At 55.9% G+C, this 15,726-nt stretch carries 17 protein-coding genes; 7 read left to right on the top strand and 10 right to left on the bottom strand.

Annotation, left to right across the window (positions count from 1 at the left end; translation table 11 throughout):
• The 4 genes from livG to RTM06_RS03890 form a co-directional block, all read right to left on the bottom strand.
• A complete protein-coding gene (livG, locus tag RTM06_RS03905; protein WP_008109900.1) occupies window positions 1–768 on the bottom strand; it encodes a high-affinity branched-chain amino acid ABC transporter ATP-binding protein LivG in 768 nt (255 codons plus the stop codon).
• Window positions 765–2,036: a high-affinity branched-chain amino acid ABC transporter permease LivM gene (locus RTM06_RS03900; protein ID WP_008109899.1), complete on the bottom strand. Its 1,272-nt coding sequence runs from the start codon at window positions 2,034–2,036 to the stop codon at window positions 765–767. Before RTM06_RS03900 ends, livG begins: the two co-directional genes overlap by 4 nt.
• Entirely contained in the window at window positions 2,033–2,959 is a 927-nt protein-coding gene (gene livH, locus RTM06_RS03895) for a high-affinity branched-chain amino acid ABC transporter permease LivH (RefSeq protein ID WP_008109897.1), read from the bottom strand. The genes RTM06_RS03900 and livH overlap by 4 nt, the downstream gene beginning before the upstream one ends.
• A 66-nt stretch (window positions 2,960–3,025) precedes the next feature.
• Window positions 3,026–4,153 (bottom strand): branched-chain amino acid ABC transporter substrate-binding protein, encoded by a 1,128-nt coding sequence (locus RTM06_RS03890; protein ID WP_008109896.1) that lies wholly within the window; start codon window positions 4,151–4,153, stop codon window positions 3,026–3,028.
• A gap of 402 nt (window positions 4,154–4,555) precedes the next feature.
• On the opposite strand from RTM06_RS03890, the gene panM reads away from it, so the two are divergent.
• Window positions 4,556–4,942: an aspartate 1-decarboxylase autocleavage activator PanM gene (panM, locus tag RTM06_RS03885; RefSeq protein ID WP_312180070.1), complete on the top strand. Its 387-nt coding sequence runs from the start codon at window positions 4,556–4,558 to the stop codon at window positions 4,940–4,942.
• 149 nt (window positions 4,943–5,091) lie between these two features.
• On the opposite strand, the gene rpoH is transcribed toward panM, so the two are convergent.
• The 4 genes from rpoH to ftsY form a co-directional block, all read right to left on the bottom strand.
• On the bottom strand, window positions 5,092–5,949 hold the full coding sequence (gene rpoH / locus RTM06_RS03880; protein WP_008109892.1) for an RNA polymerase sigma factor RpoH: 858 nt from the start codon (window positions 5,947–5,949) through the stop codon (window positions 5,092–5,094).
• A gap of 239 nt (window positions 5,950–6,188) precedes the next feature.
• Window positions 6,189–7,172 (bottom strand): permease-like cell division protein FtsX, encoded by a 984-nt coding sequence (ftsX, locus tag RTM06_RS03875; RefSeq protein ID WP_008109891.1) that lies wholly within the window; start codon window positions 7,170–7,172, stop codon window positions 6,189–6,191.
• Complete coding sequence (gene ftsE / locus RTM06_RS03870; RefSeq protein ID WP_008109888.1) at window positions 7,162–7,830, bottom strand: cell division ATP-binding protein FtsE; 669 nt, start codon at window positions 7,828–7,830, stop codon at window positions 7,162–7,164. The genes ftsX and ftsE overlap by 11 nt, the downstream gene beginning before the upstream one ends.
• Window positions 7,831–7,835: 5 nt before the next feature.
• Entirely contained in the window at window positions 7,836–9,281 is a 1,446-nt protein-coding gene (gene ftsY, locus RTM06_RS03865; RefSeq protein WP_256698127.1) for a signal recognition particle-docking protein FtsY, read from the bottom strand.
• 232 nt (window positions 9,282–9,513) lie between these two features.
• On the opposite strand from ftsY, the gene rsmD reads away from it, so the two are divergent.
• Together rsmD and RTM06_RS03855 are read left to right on the top strand one after the other, a co-directional pair.
• Window positions 9,514–10,110: a 16S rRNA (guanine(966)-N(2))-methyltransferase gene (rsmD, locus tag RTM06_RS03860; RefSeq protein ID WP_256698126.1), complete on the top strand. Its 597-nt coding sequence runs from the start codon at window positions 9,514–9,516 to the stop codon at window positions 10,108–10,110.
• Window positions 10,100–10,369 (top strand): DUF1145 family protein, encoded by a 270-nt coding sequence (locus RTM06_RS03855; RefSeq protein WP_256698125.1) that lies wholly within the window; start codon window positions 10,100–10,102, stop codon window positions 10,367–10,369. Before rsmD ends, RTM06_RS03855 begins: the two co-directional genes overlap by 11 nt.
• Window positions 10,370–10,409: 40 nt before the next feature.
• Here the strand turns inward: RTM06_RS03855 and RTM06_RS03850 are convergent, their stop codons facing one another.
• Window positions 10,410–10,766 (bottom strand): DUF2500 domain-containing protein, encoded by a 357-nt coding sequence (locus RTM06_RS03850; RefSeq protein ID WP_312180065.1) that lies wholly within the window; start codon window positions 10,764–10,766, stop codon window positions 10,410–10,412.
• A gap of 164 nt (window positions 10,767–10,930) precedes the next feature.
• Here RTM06_RS03850 and RTM06_RS03845 point away from each other — a divergent pair, with 164 nt between their 5' ends.
• Window positions 10,931–11,560 (top strand): lysoplasmalogenase, encoded by a 630-nt coding sequence (locus RTM06_RS03845; protein WP_256698123.1) that lies wholly within the window; start codon window positions 10,931–10,933, stop codon window positions 11,558–11,560.
• Window positions 11,561–11,652: 92 nt separating this feature from the next.
• Complete coding sequence (locus tag RTM06_RS03840) at window positions 11,653–13,929, top strand: zinc/cadmium/mercury/lead-transporting ATPase (protein ID WP_312180063.1); 2,277 nt, start codon at window positions 11,653–11,655, stop codon at window positions 13,927–13,929.
• On the opposite strand, the gene tusA is transcribed toward RTM06_RS03840, so the two are convergent.
• Window positions 13,926–14,171: a sulfurtransferase TusA gene (gene tusA / locus RTM06_RS03835; protein WP_036649974.1), complete on the bottom strand. Its 246-nt coding sequence runs from the start codon at window positions 14,169–14,171 to the stop codon at window positions 13,926–13,928. The two genes, RTM06_RS03840 and tusA, sit on opposite strands and share 4 nt — an antisense overlap.
• 193 nt (window positions 14,172–14,364) lie before the next feature.
• Here tusA and RTM06_RS03830 point away from each other — a divergent pair, with 193 nt between their 5' ends.
• Both RTM06_RS03830 and RTM06_RS03825 read left to right on the top strand, forming a co-directional pair.
• Window positions 14,365–15,030, top strand: a complete 666-nt coding sequence (locus RTM06_RS03830; protein WP_256698121.1) for a 7-cyano-7-deazaguanine/7-aminomethyl-7-deazaguanine transporter — start codon at window positions 14,365–14,367, stop codon at window positions 15,028–15,030.
• 116 nt (window positions 15,031–15,146) lie between these two features.
• Entirely contained in the window at window positions 15,147–15,704 is a 558-nt protein-coding gene (locus tag RTM06_RS03825) for a DcrB family lipoprotein (RefSeq protein WP_256698120.1), read from the top strand.
• The last annotated feature ends 22 nt before the right edge of the window (window positions 15,705–15,726 follow it).

Here is a 15,726-nt window from a genome sequence, read left to right as displayed (position 1 = left end):
TTACGCCTCACCTAAATAAGCACGGATCACATCCGGATTGTTACGCACCTGTTCCGGCGTGCCGTTAGCCAGCGGCGTTCCCTGATTCACCACGTAAATGCGGTCAGAAATACCCATCACCAGCTTCATATCGTGTTCAATCAGCAGCACGGAAACCTTGTGCTCACCGCGCAGTTCGGCGATCAGCTCATCGAGTTCGTGCGTTTCTCGCGGGTTAAGACCGGCCGCCGGTTCATCCAGCATCAGGATTTCCGGGCGCGTCACCATGCAGCGCGCAATCTCCAGACGACGCTGCTGACCATAAGCGAGGTTGCCCGCCTGACGGTTAGCCAGATCCAGCAGGCCGATGCGGTCCAGCCAGGTGGCTGCGCGATCCAGCGCTTCGCTCTCACCGCGACGGAAAGCCGGGGTTTTGAATAGGCCGGAGAACACGCCGCTTTTCAGATGCTGATGTTGTGCCACCAGCAGGTTTTCAATCACCGTCATTTCACGGAACAGACGTACGTGCTGGAAAGTCCGCACGATGCCCATGCGCGCGATTTTCTGGCCAGGCAAACCTTGCAGCTGCTGATCGCGCAGTTTGATGGTGCCGCCGGTCGGTTTGTAAAAACCGGTCAGGCAGTTGAACACCGTGGTTTTACCGGCACCGTTCGGGCCGATCAGTGAAACAATTTCCTGTGGATGGAGCTCAAGCGCCACATTGTTGACGGCTAACAGGCCGCCGAAGCGCATCATCAGGCCTTCAACGGCTAATAAAGGCTGACTCATGCCTGCTCTCCTTGTTTACTGCTTTTCAACTTCAGATGCGGACGCTTCATCGGCAGCAGACCTTGTGGGCGCCAGATCATCATCAGCACCATCAAACCACCGAGCACCAGCATGCTGTATTCGTTCAAATCACGCATCAGCTCGCGCGATACCACCAACAGAATCGCCGCAAGGATCACCGCCAGCTGCGAGCCCATGCCGCCCAACACCACAATCGCCAGCACAAAGGCCGACTCGACGAAAGTGAAGGATTCCGGGCTGACGAAGCCCTGACGCGCCGCAAACAGCGTGCCTGCAAAACCGGCGAACACCGCGCTGATGGTAAATGCCGTCAGCTTGATGCGCGTCGGGCTCAGGCCGAGCGAACGGCAGGCGATCTCATCTTCGCGCAGCGCTTCCCATGCACGGCCCAACGGCATACGCAGCAAACGGTTGATAACAAACAGCGTCAGCACCACCAGCAGCAGCGCCACCAGATAAAGGAAAATTACACGGTCGCTGGGATCGTATTTCAGGCCGAAGAAGTCATGGAAAGTGCTCCAGCCGCCTTCGCTGACGCGGCGGCCAAACTCCAGACCAAACAGGCTTGGCTTGGGAATCTGCGCAATGCCGTTCGGGCCGCCGGTGATCGCGGTGTTATTCAGCAGCAGGATACGGACGATTTCACCGAAGCCGAGCGTGACGATCGCCAGATAGTCACCGCGCAGGCGCAGCACCGGGAAGCCGAGCATCAGGCCAAACGCACCGGCGACTAAACCGGCCAGCGGCAGACTTTCCCAGAAACCAAAGCCGTAATAGTGATTCAGCAAGGCGAAGGTGTACGCGCCGATGGCATAGAAACCGCCGTAGCCCAGCACCAGCAGACCAGATAAACCCACCACCACGTTCAGCCCAAGACCGAGCATCACATATATCAATGTCAGCGTGGCAATATCGACGCTGCCACGCGAGACCAGAAACGGCCAAATGACGGCGGCGGCAATCACCAGCGCCATCAACAGCTTCTGTTTTGGCGTCGATCCATCAAAGCCCGGCAGGACAAAACCTTTGCCGCTGCGCTTGAATTTACCCTGCACCAGCGGACGCAGCAGCTGGAAGACAAATACCACCGCACAACCAATGAAGATCCAGTTCCAGCGCACCGCGCCCGCGTTGGCGACCACCAGTTTGGTGCCGTCCAGATCGAGGCGCACGCCCATAAAGAAGGTGGCGAGAATCAGCAACATCACCGTGGAGATCACGGCGTTGACCAAACCGAGGCGTTTCATACTTTCTCCACCTCCGGACGGCCAAGAATCCCGGTTGGCATCACCAGCAGCACCACGATCAGCAGCGCGAAGGAGACCACATCTTTATATTCGGTCGAGAGATACGCTGAGGTCAGCGCTTCCGCAATACCCAGCACCAGGCCGCCAATCATCGCGCCAGGAATACTGCCGATGCCGCCCAATACTGCGGCAGTGAAGGCTTTCATCCCGGCCATAAAACCGATGAACGGGTTAATCGAGCCGTAGAATTGACCGAGCAATACGCCCGCCACCGCCGCCATCGCCGCACCAATGATAAAGGTGAGAGAGATAACGCGGTCGGTATTGATGCCCAGCAGGCTGGCCATTTTCAGGTCTTCTGCGCAGGCGCGGCAGGCGCGGCCCATGCGCGAATAACGGATAAACAGCGTCAGCGCCAGCATCGACAGGAAGGTCACCACCCAAATCACCAGTTGCATGGTGGAGAGCGTGGCAGCAAAGCCGTTGCTCTCGCCCAGCGTCCACTGGCCGGTGATCAGGCTTGGCAGCGCGAGATCGCGCGAGCCTTGCGTCAGGCTGACGTAGTTCTGCAGGAAGATCGACATACCGATCGCGGAGATCAGCGCGATCAGGCGTTTGGACGATCGCACCGGCTTGTACGCCACGCGTTCGATGCTCCAGCCATAGGCGCTGGAGATGATCACCGCCATGACGAAACCGGCGGCGATCATCAGCCACGAGGTATCGATGCCCATCATCATCAGGGCGGCAATCACGATAAAGGAGACATAGCTACCGATCATGTACACCTCGCCGTGGGCGAAGTTGATCATGCCGATAATGCCGTAAACCATGGTGTAACCGATGGCGATCAGCGCGTAGGTGCTCCCGAGGGTAACCCCGTTGAACATCTGCTGAATGAAATAGAGAAACTGCTCGGACATAGTGAGGACCTGCTCTGGAGCTGAATAATTCCCCCTCCCGCGCGCGGGAGAGGGAATTTGGGGGGATTACTTAACTGCGGTAGAAGAGCCGTCTTTGTGCCATTTGAAGACACCAAATTCGAAGCCCTTCAGATCGCCTTTCTCATCCCAGTTCAGGTTGCCCATCACGGTTGGAACGGCAGCACCTGCTTTCAGGTTCTTAGCAATCGCATCGGGCTCATCGCTCTTGCTGCGCTCAATACCGGCCACCAGCGACTGAATCGCCGCGTAGGTGGTCCAGACGAACGGACCGGTTGGATCTTTGCGATTCGACGCGGTGTTGGCTTTAATCGCATCAACAATCGCTTTGTTCTCTGGCAGCTGGTCATAGCGCTTCGGCAGTGTTACGAACAGGCCTTCAGACGCATCACCGGCGATGTTAGACAGAGAAGCATTGCCCACGCCTTCCGGGCCCATGAAGCCGGCATTCAGGCCTGCGGATTTTGCCTGACGCAGAATCTGGCCCAGCTCCGGGTAGTAACCGCCGTAGTAAACGAAATCGACGTTCTCTTTCTTCAGACGCGCAATCAGCGTGGAGAAGTCTTTATCACCGGCGGTGATACCTTCAAACAGCACCACGTTGCCGCCTTTGGCTTTCAGGGTTTTCTGCACGGATTCCGCCAGACCCTGACCATATTGCTGCTTGTCATGCACCACAGCGATGCGTTTTGGTTTGATGTGGTCGAGGATGTAGGTCGCCGCCGTTGGGCCCTGATCGGAATCCAGACCGGTAGTACGCAGCACGTCAGCATAGCCACGCGCAGTCAGTTCTGGCGCGGTCGCGGCTGGGGTAATCATCAGCACGCCTTCGTCGTTATAGATGTCTGAAGCAGGCTGAGTAGAGGAGGAGCAAAGATGGCCGATAACGTATTTAATGCCGTCGTTAACCACTTTGTTGGCAACCGCAACCGCTTGTTTTGGGTCACAGGCATCGTCATATTCCACGCCAACCAGTTTGTCACCGTTAACGCCGCCTTTGGCGTTGATGTCCTTAATCGCTTGCGCGGCACCGGTAAACTGCATATCACCGTACTGCGCGACCGGACCGGTTGATGCGCCGACGATGGCAATTTTGATGTCTTTTGCCAGCGCCGCATGGCTCATCGCCAGGGCAACGCAGCCCGCCAGTAATGCGCGTCCTTTACTCATTTTCATGCGAACTTCCCCATCTGTTGTGTCGTGTTTGTTGTGATTGTTTATTTTCTGCCAGTCAAAGAGGAAAACTCATTTTGCAATAATGGGTTAGCACGCTTTTCTGGCATTTATAGGTAATAAGGCTTTATTTTTCAGGTTATTAAACAGGAACTTTCTTCTGTAAATCAACTGACATATTCAGAATTGGCTGAGTGGATCAGCAGAATCGTCTGGTTGTTATGGCCGATTTTTCAGCAGGATACCAGCGCGTTATGCTGGCTTTTTTGGCTAACATTGATGGCTTACTCCACAATCCTGGCAAACTGGCTGGCATTTGACCTATTTTCATCAGAAAAAAGTGACAGCGCTCTGACTGTCTAAATTCGCTACACTATCGCCTTTGCACTAGTACAGGTATTAGGTATGAAGCTGACAATCCAGCGCTTAGCATCGTTAACCGCTCAGGATCGTATCGATTTAGCTAAAGTCTGGCCGGAAATCGATATTGTGCAACTGGAAGCGCAACTCAGCGACACGCAGCGTCTGTATGCGGCGCGTTTTAACGACAGATTGCTGGCGGCGCTGCAGCTGACCCTCCGCGGCACGCAGGGGAAAATCACTCATTTCAACGTGCGTGAAGTCACTCGTCGACGTGGCGTAGGACAATATTTGCTGGAAGAGACGATGACGCAGAACAGCGCGTTAGCGCATTGGTGGATTGCCGATGACGGCGACGCCGAGCAGGATGTGCGCGCGGCATTTATGCAGGCTTGTGGTTTTCGTGCGCAGGCTGAGGGTTGGGTGCGCTGAAGGGATTTCGTGCGGTTGGTGAAACGGTGCGCATAAATGCGCACCCTACAAAACCCGCGCCGTTCGTAGGGTCGCCATTCATGGCGACCGATTCGCGCGCAATAAAAAGGGCGACTTAAAAGTCGCCCCATTTTTCCACCCGATCGTTATCAGGCTTCAATCGCCACTCGCAGTTTCTTCATGGCGTTCTTTTCCAACTGACGCACGCGCTCTGCAGAGACGCCGTATTTATCGGCCAGCTCCTGCAGCGTGGTTTTGTTGTCATCGTCCAGCCAGCGGGCGCGGATAATATCCTGACTACGCTCGTCGAGGCTCAGCATCGCATCGCTCAGCTTATCCGCCGCATGTGCATCCCAGTTGTCCTCTTCGATGCCATCGGCAAAGTCAGAGGTTTTATCCTGCAGATACAGCACGGGCGCCATTGATTTGCCTTCGCCCGCTTCGTCATCAGACGACATGTCGAAAGTCATATCCTGCGCGGCCATGCGCGATTCCATTTCCAGCACGTCTTTGCTGCTCACGCCCAGCTCGCGTGCGACCATTTCCACTTCGTCCTGGTTGAACCAACCGAGACGCTGTTTGCTTTTACGCAGGTTAAAGAACAGCTTACGCTGAGCTTTAGTGGTCGCGACTTTCACAATACGCCAGTTACGCAGCACGTATTCGTGAATCTCTGCTTTAATCCAGTGCACGGCAAATGACACCAGACGCACGCCGACTTCAGGGTTGAAGCGACGCACCGCCTTCATCAGGCCGATGTTACCTTCCTGAATCAGGTCTGCCTGCGGCAAGCCGTAACCGGAGTAGTTACGAGCAATATGAACAACAAAGCGCAGGTGAGACAGGATCAGCGTCTTAGCTGCATCCAGATCGCCCTGGTAATGCAGCCGCTCAGCCAATGCTTTTTCCTCTTCTGCCGTCAGCACCGGCCAGTTGTTGGCAGCCCGGACGTAAGATTCCAGGTTACCCAGAGGAGCAATCGCTAAAGTTTGCATTTCTTTAGTCATTCAAACCCTCACAAATTCAATGGACTTGCTGCACGGTATTTTGCGCAGACGCTACATTATGTCAACGTCACGAGAAAACCAGAAGCAATCTGTGCTACTTGGACGACAAAGTTATCCACAAGTTCAATTATAGCAGTGAATATTTTACACACAGATGACGGCGGGGAAAATAGGAGGATTCCTCTGCTCCCAGGTCGTCGGCAGCAGAGGAAGAGTATATCAAAAAACGTTGCTTTTGGTTACTGCGGCGTAAAACGGCGTAAATGTTGTACCGTTGCTAGCCAGGCAGCAATCCAGCCGATGATGGCGGCGATCAACAATAACAGCAGCCCTTCATCCCAGGAAAAACCTTCCAGCACAAAGGTGGTACCGAATACTGTTGCCACTTGCGCCACCACCGATTGCAGGCGCAACACCAGCACTTCGGAGAGCAGCAGCGAGAGAACCGCGCCACCAAAGCCTAACAGCGCACCGCCGTACAGGAAGGGACGCAGAATAAAGCCGTCGGTGGCACCAATCAGCTTCTGCACGTTAATGGTATCGCGCCGCGCAAAAATGCTAAGCCGCACGCTGTTGCCGATCACCAGGAACACCGCGACCACCATCAGCAGGCCAATCATAGAAGCAATCTGCCCCACCAGCCCGGTTAAGGCCGCTAAACGCGCGAACCAGCTGTCATCCATGCGCACTTCATCAACGCCCTGCACTTTCGCGACGCGATCGCGCAGATTCGCCATGGTGTCCGAATTCTGGAAATTGAGTTTTGGCGTGATGATGGCCACCGCCGGCAGCGGATTCTGCTCCAGCATGTCCATCGAACCACCAAAACCAGACCAGTTACGGAACTCATTCAGTGCTTCTTCGCGGGTCAGGTAATTGACGTTATCCACGCCGTCGAGCTGCTTGAGCTGTGCAGTAACGTTCTCCGCCGCAGTGTCATCCAACGCTTTATCCAGATACACCGTTAACTGTGGCGCGGGATACCACTGCGTCGCCGCCTGGCTGACGTTCTTCCACACCATGTAGCACACGCTTGGCAGCGTCAGGGAAATGGCAATCACCATCACCGTCAGCAGCGTTGCCAGCGGCTGACGCCACATATCCGACAGCGTGCCGCGCAGCGCATAGCGCCACTGCTCCTGCCAGCCGCCTTTCAGCGCCTTGCTTTTAGAGGGCTGCTTCGCTTTCGGCGCAGGTGCGCGCTTGTTGCGTTTATTGACCATCGTGGCCTCCGTGCAGACGTCCCTGATTGAGCGTCATCACGCGATAATTCCGGCGTGCAATCAGCCCGACATCGTGCGTTGCCATTAATACCGTGACGCCAACGCGGTTGAACTCTTCAAACAGGCGCAGGATGTCTTCCGACAGCGCGTTGTCGAGGTTACCGGTAGGTTCATCCGCCAGCAGCACCGCAGGCTTGTTCACCACCGCGCGGGCAATGCCGACACGCTGTTGTTCACCGCCAGAGAGCTGAATCGGATAGCTTTTCGCTTTGTCGAGCAGGCCGACTTTATCCAGTGCTGCCGACACACGACGACGAATATCTTCGCCGCTGGCACCGGAAATAATCAGCGGGATCGCCACGTTGTCGTAGACCGAACGATCCATCAACAAATGGTGATCCTGGAAAATCATGCCGATCTGACGTCGCAGGAAAGGCACTTCGCTGTGACGCAGACGCGAAATATCGTGGCCGCTAAACCAGATCTGCCCGGCACTCGGGCGCTCAATGCCACAAATCAGCTTCAGTAAGGTACTTTTCCCCGCACCGGAATGGCCGGTCAGGAACGCCATTTCGCCGGGACGCAGATGGAAATCCACTCCCTGCAGCGCCTGACGTCCTCCCAGGTAAGCTTTACTGACCTCTTCAAAGCGAATCATCCCAATCATTCCTCTCGGGCAAACAGTGCCTCAATAAAGTCTGCGGCCTTAAACGGCCGTAAATCCTCGATGCCTTCCCCAACACCGATATAACGAATCGGAATGCCGAACTGATCGGCAACCGAGAAGATCACGCCGCCTTTGGCGGTGCCATCCAGTTTCGTCAGGGTGATGCCGGTCAGGCCCACCGCTTCATGGAACAGTTTGGCCTGGCTGATGGCGTTTTGCCCGGTGCTGGCGTCCAGCGTCAGCATCACTTCATGCGGCGCATCTTCATCCAGCTTCTTCATCACGCGGGTAATTTTCTTCAGCTCTTCCATCAGGTGCGATTTGTTCTGCAGGCGACCGGCGGTATCGGCGATCAGTACATCCACATTGCGCGACTTGGCGGCCTGAATGGCGTCAAAAATCACCGAGGCAGAATCGGCGCCGGTGTGCTGCGCCACCACAGGAATGTTGTTGCGCTGGCCCCAAACCTGCAGCTGCTCAACGGCGGCGGCACGGAAGGTATCACCCGCTGCCAGCATCACCGATTTGCCCTGCGCCTGATACTGACGCGCCAGCTTACCGATGGTGGTGGTTTTACCCACGCCGTTGACGCCCACCATCAGGATGACGAAGGGCGTTTTGCCACCCACTTCCAGCGGCTGATCCACTTTTTCCAAAATACCGGACATTTCAGCTTTCAGCAGGCCATACAGCGCTTCCGCATCGCGCAGCTGCTTGCGGTTGGCCTGTTGTGTCAGATTGGTGATGATGCGGCGCGTGGTTTCAACGCCAACGTCGGCAATCAGCAGCTGCTCTTCCAGCTCTTCAAACAGATCATCATCGATTTTCTTACCACGGAACAGGCTGATAAAGCCCGAACCGAGGTTTTCACGGGTTTTGACCAGGCTGCGTTTCAGACGGGCGAAAAAGCCCTCTTTGGTAGGACGTTCCTGCTCCTGCGCAATTATCGGCGCAGCGGCCAGCGGCAGATCGCTCACGGTATCCTGCGTAGCTTCGGCTAGCTCGGCATCTTCCGCATAGGTTTCCGCTAACGCCAGCGCTTCCAGTTCTTCATCGGTTAAAGGCGCTTCTTCATCCCGTTCTGGCTCATCAAGCGCCAGCTCTTCCCGCTGCGGCTCTTCTTCGATTGGTGCCACATCCGGCTGCGTTATCTCTTCCGGCAGCACGTCTTCAACGATGGCGGTAACCGGTTCAGGTTCCTGCGGCTCGATAACCGGCGCTTCAATCAGTTCCGCTTCAACCTGCTGCTGTTCCGCCACCTGTTCGGTGACGGCGACGGTTTCGACAGCCTGCGCTTCGGCACGATCGAGCGCACTCTCTTCAACGGCAGGCTCAGCGACCACCTCGGTGGTTTGCTGCTGCTCTTCAGCAGGTTGTTGCGTCTCTTCTTCTTTGCCAAAGCCTAACCAGGAAAAAAAGCCGCGTTTTTTCTCTTTTGCCATTGTGTGACCCTACTCCTCGATGGCTTATTCCCGGTAGCACGCTTGTTCCCAGGGGATAAAATATTCAATTTTAAGCGGGTGAGCGGCGTAAAAATCAGGTAATTACGCGCACTATACCAACTCAGTAGTCTAACACTTTCCAGCCAGCGCACCACAGCACCCTTTTTTAACGTTTCTTCTGCCCGCTGCGCCCGTTAAACTACGCAACAAATTATGACGAGTTGTGAGCAAAATGAGTAAAGCCCCCCGTAGCAGCAGCGCTGGCCAGATCCGCATCATTGGCGGTCAGTGGCGCGGCCGTAAATTACCGGTGCCGGATAGCGCAGGTTTGCGCCCCACCACCGATCGCGTACGTGAAACCCTGTTCAACTGGCTGGCACCGGATATTCAGGAAGCGCGCTGCCTCGATTGTTTCGCCGGCAGCGGCGCGTTAGGGCTGGAAGCGCTGTCTCGTTATGCGGCTTCAGCCACGCTGTTGGAGCTGGAGCGTGCTGTGGCGCAACAGCTGTCACAGAACCTGCAAACGCTGCGCGCCTCGCAGGCCAAGGTGGTGCAAACCAATACGCTGCAGTGGCTGAGCCAGCCGGGCGAGCCGTTTGATGTGGTGTTTGTCGATCCGCCGTTCCGTAAAGGGTTGTTACAGGAAACGTTGACGCTGCTGGAGAAAAATGGCTGGTTAGCGGCTGAAGCGCTGATTTATGTCGAGAGCGAAGTGGAAAACGGCACGCCCGTAGCACCCGCGAATTGGGATTTGTATCGCGAAAAGATTGCCGGTCAGGTGGCTTATCGCCTTTATCAACGTCAACAGGAGACGCACGATGTGGCTTAATGTGGGACGTTTGCTGATGATATGCGTCTGGGCCTTTTTACTGCTCAATCTGGTGCACCCTTTCCCGACGCCGCTGCGCTATTTCGTGCACGTGGCGCTGTTCTTTATGGTGATTATGCACGGCCTGCAACTGGTGTTGCTACGCGCGACCCAGTCGAAAGACGCCCCGAAACTGAGCGGCGTAACCCAGGCGAAGATCTTCTTCTTTGGCGTGTTTGAACTGTTGGCGTGGCAGAAAAAGCATTATCCGAAGATGTAGGTTGGTGCGGCCTATAACCAGGTCGCCATAAATGGCGACCCTACGGGACCGGGGTAAAACTTACGAAACGCGTGCCCTTCATTTTCAACTCGCCCTTCGCGCCCTTATCGATCTGGTGATATTCGTTCGCGTTCACCGTCACTTTAATATCGCTGGCACCGTTCAGCGGATGGAACCAGGCTTCATACTTCATCTCTTCCGCCACAATCTCTTCACGCTGACGTGAACGGCGATTGGGTGACGGAAATTCGCGTTTAGTTTTCACTTCCACGCTTAGCGAGCGCACCGGCGAGGCATCGTTCACCGCCGTTTCGCGGCGCTGTTTAATAAACTGACGGGTCGCCAAAACGGCAATAATGGCCAGTACGATGAAAAAGATTAGCGGTGGTTTGCTCATGATTTATCTCGTGCTTTGCGTTAATTCGGAACGGGTAAAGACGACAAAGCATACAACCAGAGTCGGCTGATTGTCACATTCGGCGGCGGTAACTTACACTGAGAAGGTGATTTTGGGAAAATTCATCAAACTGGCGGACATTTCGTCCAGAAAAGGGAGAAAAAATGCTTTGGTCTTTCCTTGCCGTACTTTTTTCCGGCTGGCTCTACGTCGATGCTTCATACCGCGGTCCGCAATGGCAACGCTGGCTATTTAAACCTGTCACCTTGCTGTTGCTCGTTGCCTGGGCGTGGCAAGCTCCAACCTTCAACACCACCGATTATTTGATTCTGGCCGGTCTGGTCGCCACGCTGGTGGGTGACGCGTTAATGCTGTTGCCGCGTCAGCAAATGCTCTATGCGCTGGGCGCATTCTTCCTGTCGCATCTGCTGTACACCATCAGTTTTGCCGCGCACATGACCATGAGTTTCTTCTGGCCGATTCCTCTCACCTTCCTGATTATTGGTGTGATTGTTATCGGGATTCTGTGGACCAAGCTGGAAGATCTACGCTGGCCGATATGCACCTTGATCGGCATGACGCTGGTGATGAACTGGATGGCGGCGGAGAACTACTTCTTCCGTCCAACTGACTTCAGCTTCTCGCTGCTGGTGGGTGCCGCGCTGCTGCTGTTGGCTAATATTGTCTGGTTTATCTCGCATTATCGCCGACGTTTCAGCGCCGATAGCGCCATCGTCGCCGCCTGCTACTTCGCCGGTCACTTCATGATTGTGCGTTCACTGTGGCTCTACTGAAGATAACCTCACCTTCCGCTTGACTCTGGAGTCCACTCCAGAGTGTAGCATTAGGGCGCGGGCATCAGCCCGCCCCTGATTCTGGAGGTTACATGCATCAACATGCTCACCCTTGCCGCTGTGGCAAATCTCACCGTCAGCCACAGCCGCTGTGCACAATTAGCAGCATAAAACCCGCAACATTAAAAATCTCAGCGGCGCAGCCCGTTACACCAGACAGCGATTGCGGCTGCTGTGACAGCGACAGCGGATCGCCTGGCGGCGAAAGCGACGCCGAAAGCGACAGGCCCGCGCTCACCTCACACCAATTCCGCTGGCAGATTGCTGGCATGGATTGCCCCAGCTGCGCGCGTAAAATTGAAACCGCCGTGCAACGCGTGCCGCAGGTACAGCAAGTACGCGTGATTTTTGCCAGTGAAAAACTGGTGGTTGATGCCGACCACGATATCCGCGCCATCATCGAACAGGTGGTGAAAAATGCTGGCTTCACGCTGAGCGCCAGCGATTCCCAATCGTCACCACAACCTGACAGCCGCTGGCAGGAAAATGCCGGTTTGCTGCTGCTTGGCGTACTGATGCTCGCCAGCTGGCTGCTGAGCCAGTTTTCGCCGCTTTGGGGCGATCGCCTGTTTATTGCCACCACGTTGATTGGCTTAGCGCCGATTGCCCGCAGTGCCTGGAAACTGCTGCGCAGCGGTTCGCCGTTCAGCATTGAGATGCTGATGACCATCGCCGCCGCTGGCGCACTGGTGATTGGCGCGCATGCCGAAGCCGCGATGGTGTTGCTGCTGTTTCAACTGGGTGAACGCCTGGAAGCTTACGCCGCCGCACGTGCACGCCGTGGTGTCACCGCGCTGATGGCGCTGCGCCCGGATACCGCCACGCGCATAAACGACACGCAGCGGGAAAACGTCCGCTTAGAGGTATTACAACCCGGCGATGTGATTGAAGTGGCGGCTGGCGGACGTTTACCGGCCGATGGCGAACTGTTGCACGCCAGCGCCAGCTTTGATGAAAGCGCGCTGACCGGCGAATCGCTGCCGGTAGCGCGTGAGCCAGGCGAACAGATCATGGCCGGCGCCACCAGCCTTGATCGTCTGGTGACGTTGAAAGTCATTTCCCAGCCGGGCCAAAGTGCCATTGACCGCATCCTGCAACTGATTGAGGAAGCCGAAAGCCACCGTGCGCCGGTTGAGCGTTTTATCGATCGCTTCAGCCGCATCTATACGCCCGCCATTATGCTGCTGGCGCTGCTGGTGATGGTGCTGCCGCCGCTGCTGGGCTTTGGCGAGTGGTTGCCGTGGATTTATAAAGGGTTGACGCTGCTGCTGATTGGTTGCCCGTGTGCGCTGGTGATCTCGACGCCTGCCGCCATCACCTCGGGCCTGGCCGCTGCCGCGCGTCAGGGCGCGCTGATCAAAGGCGGCGCGGCGCTGGAGCGTCTCAGTCGCGTGAGTATGATGGCGTTCGATAAAACCGGCACGCTGACCGCCGGTAAACCGCAGATCAGCCACATCCAGCCTTTTGGCGCGATGGCGGAAGACAATCTCCTAAGTATCGCCGCCGCCGTTGAACAAGGTTCCACCCATCCGCTGGCGCGGGCGATTGTCAGCGAAGCCGAGCGTCGCGCGCTCACCATTCCGCAAGCGGCACAGCAGCAAACCCTGGCCGGCAGCGGCATTCGTGCCGCGATCGCTGGCGTAACCTATCAACTGCTCACGCCGCGCGAAGTCAGCCATCTCGACGACGCACAGCAACAGCAGATTGCTGAATTGGAAGCGCAGGGCCAAACCGTGGTGCTGCTGTTGCAGGAGCAGCAGGTGCTGGGCGCGTTAGCGTTGCAGGACCAGTTGCGCAGCGAAGCAATCCGCGCGCTGGCTGAGTTGCAGAAGCTTGGCGTGAATAGCGTGATGCTCACCGGCGACAATCCACGCGCGGCCGCCGCCATTGCGGCTGAACTCAACATCGATTATCGCGCGGGTTTGCTGCCCGCTGATAAAGTTGAGGCGGTGAGGACGTTAGGCGCGCAGCAGGCATTGGCGATGGTCGGCGATGGCATTAACGATGCGCCCGCCATGAAAGCCGCCACCATTGGCATTGCGATGGGCAGCGGCACCGATGTGGCGCTGGAAGCCGCGGATGTGGCATTAACGCAAAACCAGCTGGCGATTCTGCCACGCACCCTTGTGCTGGCACGGCGCACGCGCGCCATCATTCGTCAAAACGTGGCGCTGGCGTTGGGATTGAAGGCGATTTTTCTGGTCACCACGCTGCTCGGCTTCACCGGTTTGTGGCTGGCGGTCTTAGCGGATTCCGGTGCCACCGCACTGGTGACAGCCAACGCGCTGCGCTTGCTGCGTCAGCGTTAGGCGCCTTTTTTAATCAGAAACTGGTACGGCAGGCTTTCGGTCTGCTGTGCCAGCAACTCATGCTCCATAAAGCGGCAGAAACCAGGAATATCGCGCGTAGTAGCGGGATCGTCAGCAATGATCAGCAAGGTTTCACCGGCCTGCATGCTGCGCACGGTTTTACGCACCATCATTACCGGCTCCGGGCAGCGCAGGCCAAGGGCATCAAGCTGATGGTCTGGCGCAGAAAAGGGATCGCTCATGATTCTCTGTCAGTTGTTAGTGATGGGCGCTCATTCTAGCGCGCGAATGAGCCAACGCAAGGCGATAACGATTGCGTTAAAATTAACCATTGCATAAATTGCGCAACGCGTTAAGATGCCGCCGATTTTTTATTTACCATCGTGCCAACGCACGAACCTGGGTTCCCTCACCCCATCACTAAAAAGGCTTACAATGATCAACTTTTCTGCACGTCAGCGCATGCATGCGCTGTTTTGGCTATCGCTTTTCCATCTGCTGGTGATCACCTCCAGTAACTATTTGGTACAGCTGCCGGTTTCCATCTTCGGCTTCCACACCACATGGGGCGCGTTTAGCTTTCCGTTTATTTTCCTCGCTACCGATCTCACCGTGCGTATCTTTGGCGCGCCGCTGGCTCGTCGTATTATTCTGGCGGTGATGATGCCCGCGCTGGTGATCTCCTACATCGTTTCCTGCGTGTTTTATCAGGGCGAATGGCAAGGTTGGGCATCACTGGAAGAGGTAAATCTGTTTGTTGCGCGTATCGCCTGCGCCAGCTTTATGGCTTATGCGCTGGGACAGATTCTCGACGTCCACGTTTTTAACCGTTTGCGCCGTTTATCGCAGTGGTGGATTGCCCCAGCGGCAGCGATGTTCCTCGGTAATATCAGCGATACGCTGGCCTTCTTTTTCATCGCCTTCTACAAGAGTCCAGACCCGTTTATGGCGGCGCACTGGGTCGAAATAGCACTGGTGGATTACAGCTTCAAGGTGCTGATCTGCATGATCTTCTTCCTCCCAGCTTACGGCGTACTGCTGAATGCCATGCTGAAGCGCTTAGCCGAACGTTCCGCGCAGCAGCAGATCAATTTCGGCTAATTACACATAGACGAAACGCCACCACACGCTAAGATTTCCTGACACTCCGGCGGTTGCTTTTGCTAACTAAATCCGCTTGTATAACGGCTGACTGGAATCATGTAAAAGGGAAAAGAATGCGTAACGTAGTGAAATATGTGGGTATTGGCCTGTTGGTTATCGGCCTGGCGGCATGTGACCAGAAGAAAGATGATGCGGCAGCGAACAGCAACGGTGCGAGCGCCAGCCAGTCGGCCCAGACGGTTAACCTGATGGACGGCAAACTGAGCTTCTCACTGCCTGCGGGCATGTCTGACAAGAGCGGCAAGCTCGGCTCTGAATCCACCAACATGCACGTCTATGCCGACGAAACCGGTCAGCGCGCGATTATCGTGATTGCGGGCGATCCCACCAACGAAGCGCTTGATGCGCTGGCACAGCGTCTGGAACAGCAGCAGCGCGGTCGCGATCCACAGTTGCAGGTGGTGTCTAACAAAGCGGTAACGCTGAAAGACCAGCCGGCACAACAGCTGGATACGGTGATTTCTGCCAACAATCAGACCTCATGGTCTTCGGTGATTCTGGCAAAAGTGGACGGAAAACTGCTGACGCTGCAGATTACCTTGCCAGCTGATAACCAACAGCAGGCGCAAAGCGATGCAGATAACATCGTCAAAAGCATCACATTGAAATAAGCTTTGGAACGGTCGCCATGAA

It is taken from the genome of Pantoea sp. CTOTU46764, assembly GCF_031974595.1.
GTDB lineage: Bacteria > Pseudomonadota > Gammaproteobacteria > Enterobacterales > Enterobacteriaceae > Pantoea > Pantoea trifolii.
This window is presented reverse-complemented; position numbering and strand designations above follow the sequence as displayed.

Coding starts and splice junctions, on each gene's coding strand:
- livG (WP_008109900.1), bottom strand. CDS start 768: ATGAGTCAGCCTTTATTAGCCGTTGAAGGCCTGATGATGCGCTTCGGC.
- RTM06_RS03900 (WP_008109899.1), bottom strand. CDS start 2,036: ATGAAACGCCTCGGTTTGGTCAACGCCGTGATCTCCACGGTGATGTTG.
- livH (WP_008109897.1), bottom strand. CDS start 2,959: ATGTCCGAGCAGTTTCTCTATTTCATTCAGCAGATGTTCAACGGGGTT.
- RTM06_RS03890 (WP_008109896.1), bottom strand. CDS start 4,153: ATGAAAATGAGTAAAGGACGCGCATTACTGGCGGGCTGCGTTGCCCTG.
- panM (WP_312180070.1), top strand. CDS start 4,556: ATGAAGCTGACAATCCAGCGCTTAGCATCGTTAACCGCTCAGGATCGT.
- rpoH (WP_008109892.1), bottom strand. CDS start 5,949: ATGACTAAAGAAATGCAAACTTTAGCGATTGCTCCTCTGGGTAACCTG.
- ftsX (WP_008109891.1), bottom strand. CDS start 7,172: ATGGTCAATAAACGCAACAAGCGCGCACCTGCGCCGAAAGCGAAGCAG.
- ftsE (WP_008109888.1), bottom strand. CDS start 7,830: ATGATTCGCTTTGAAGAGGTCAGTAAAGCTTACCTGGGAGGACGTCAG.
- ftsY (WP_256698127.1), bottom strand. CDS start 9,281: ATGGCAAAAGAGAAAAAACGCGGCTTTTTTTCCTGGTTAGGCTTTGGC.
- rsmD (WP_256698126.1), top strand. CDS start 9,514: ATGAGTAAAGCCCCCCGTAGCAGCAGCGCTGGCCAGATCCGCATCATT.
- RTM06_RS03855 (WP_256698125.1), top strand. CDS start 10,100: ATGTGGCTTAATGTGGGACGTTTGCTGATGATATGCGTCTGGGCCTTT.
- RTM06_RS03850 (WP_312180065.1), bottom strand. CDS start 10,766: ATGAGCAAACCACCGCTAATCTTTTTCATCGTACTGGCCATTATTGCC.
- RTM06_RS03845 (WP_256698123.1), top strand. CDS start 10,931: ATGCTTTGGTCTTTCCTTGCCGTACTTTTTTCCGGCTGGCTCTACGTC.
- RTM06_RS03840 (WP_312180063.1), top strand. CDS start 11,653: ATGCATCAACATGCTCACCCTTGCCGCTGTGGCAAATCTCACCGTCAG.
- tusA (WP_036649974.1), bottom strand. CDS start 14,171: ATGAGCGATCCCTTTTCTGCGCCAGACCATCAGCTTGATGCCCTTGGC.
- RTM06_RS03830 (WP_256698121.1), top strand. CDS start 14,365: ATGATCAACTTTTCTGCACGTCAGCGCATGCATGCGCTGTTTTGGCTA.
- RTM06_RS03825 (WP_256698120.1), top strand. CDS start 15,147: ATGCGTAACGTAGTGAAATATGTGGGTATTGGCCTGTTGGTTATCGGC.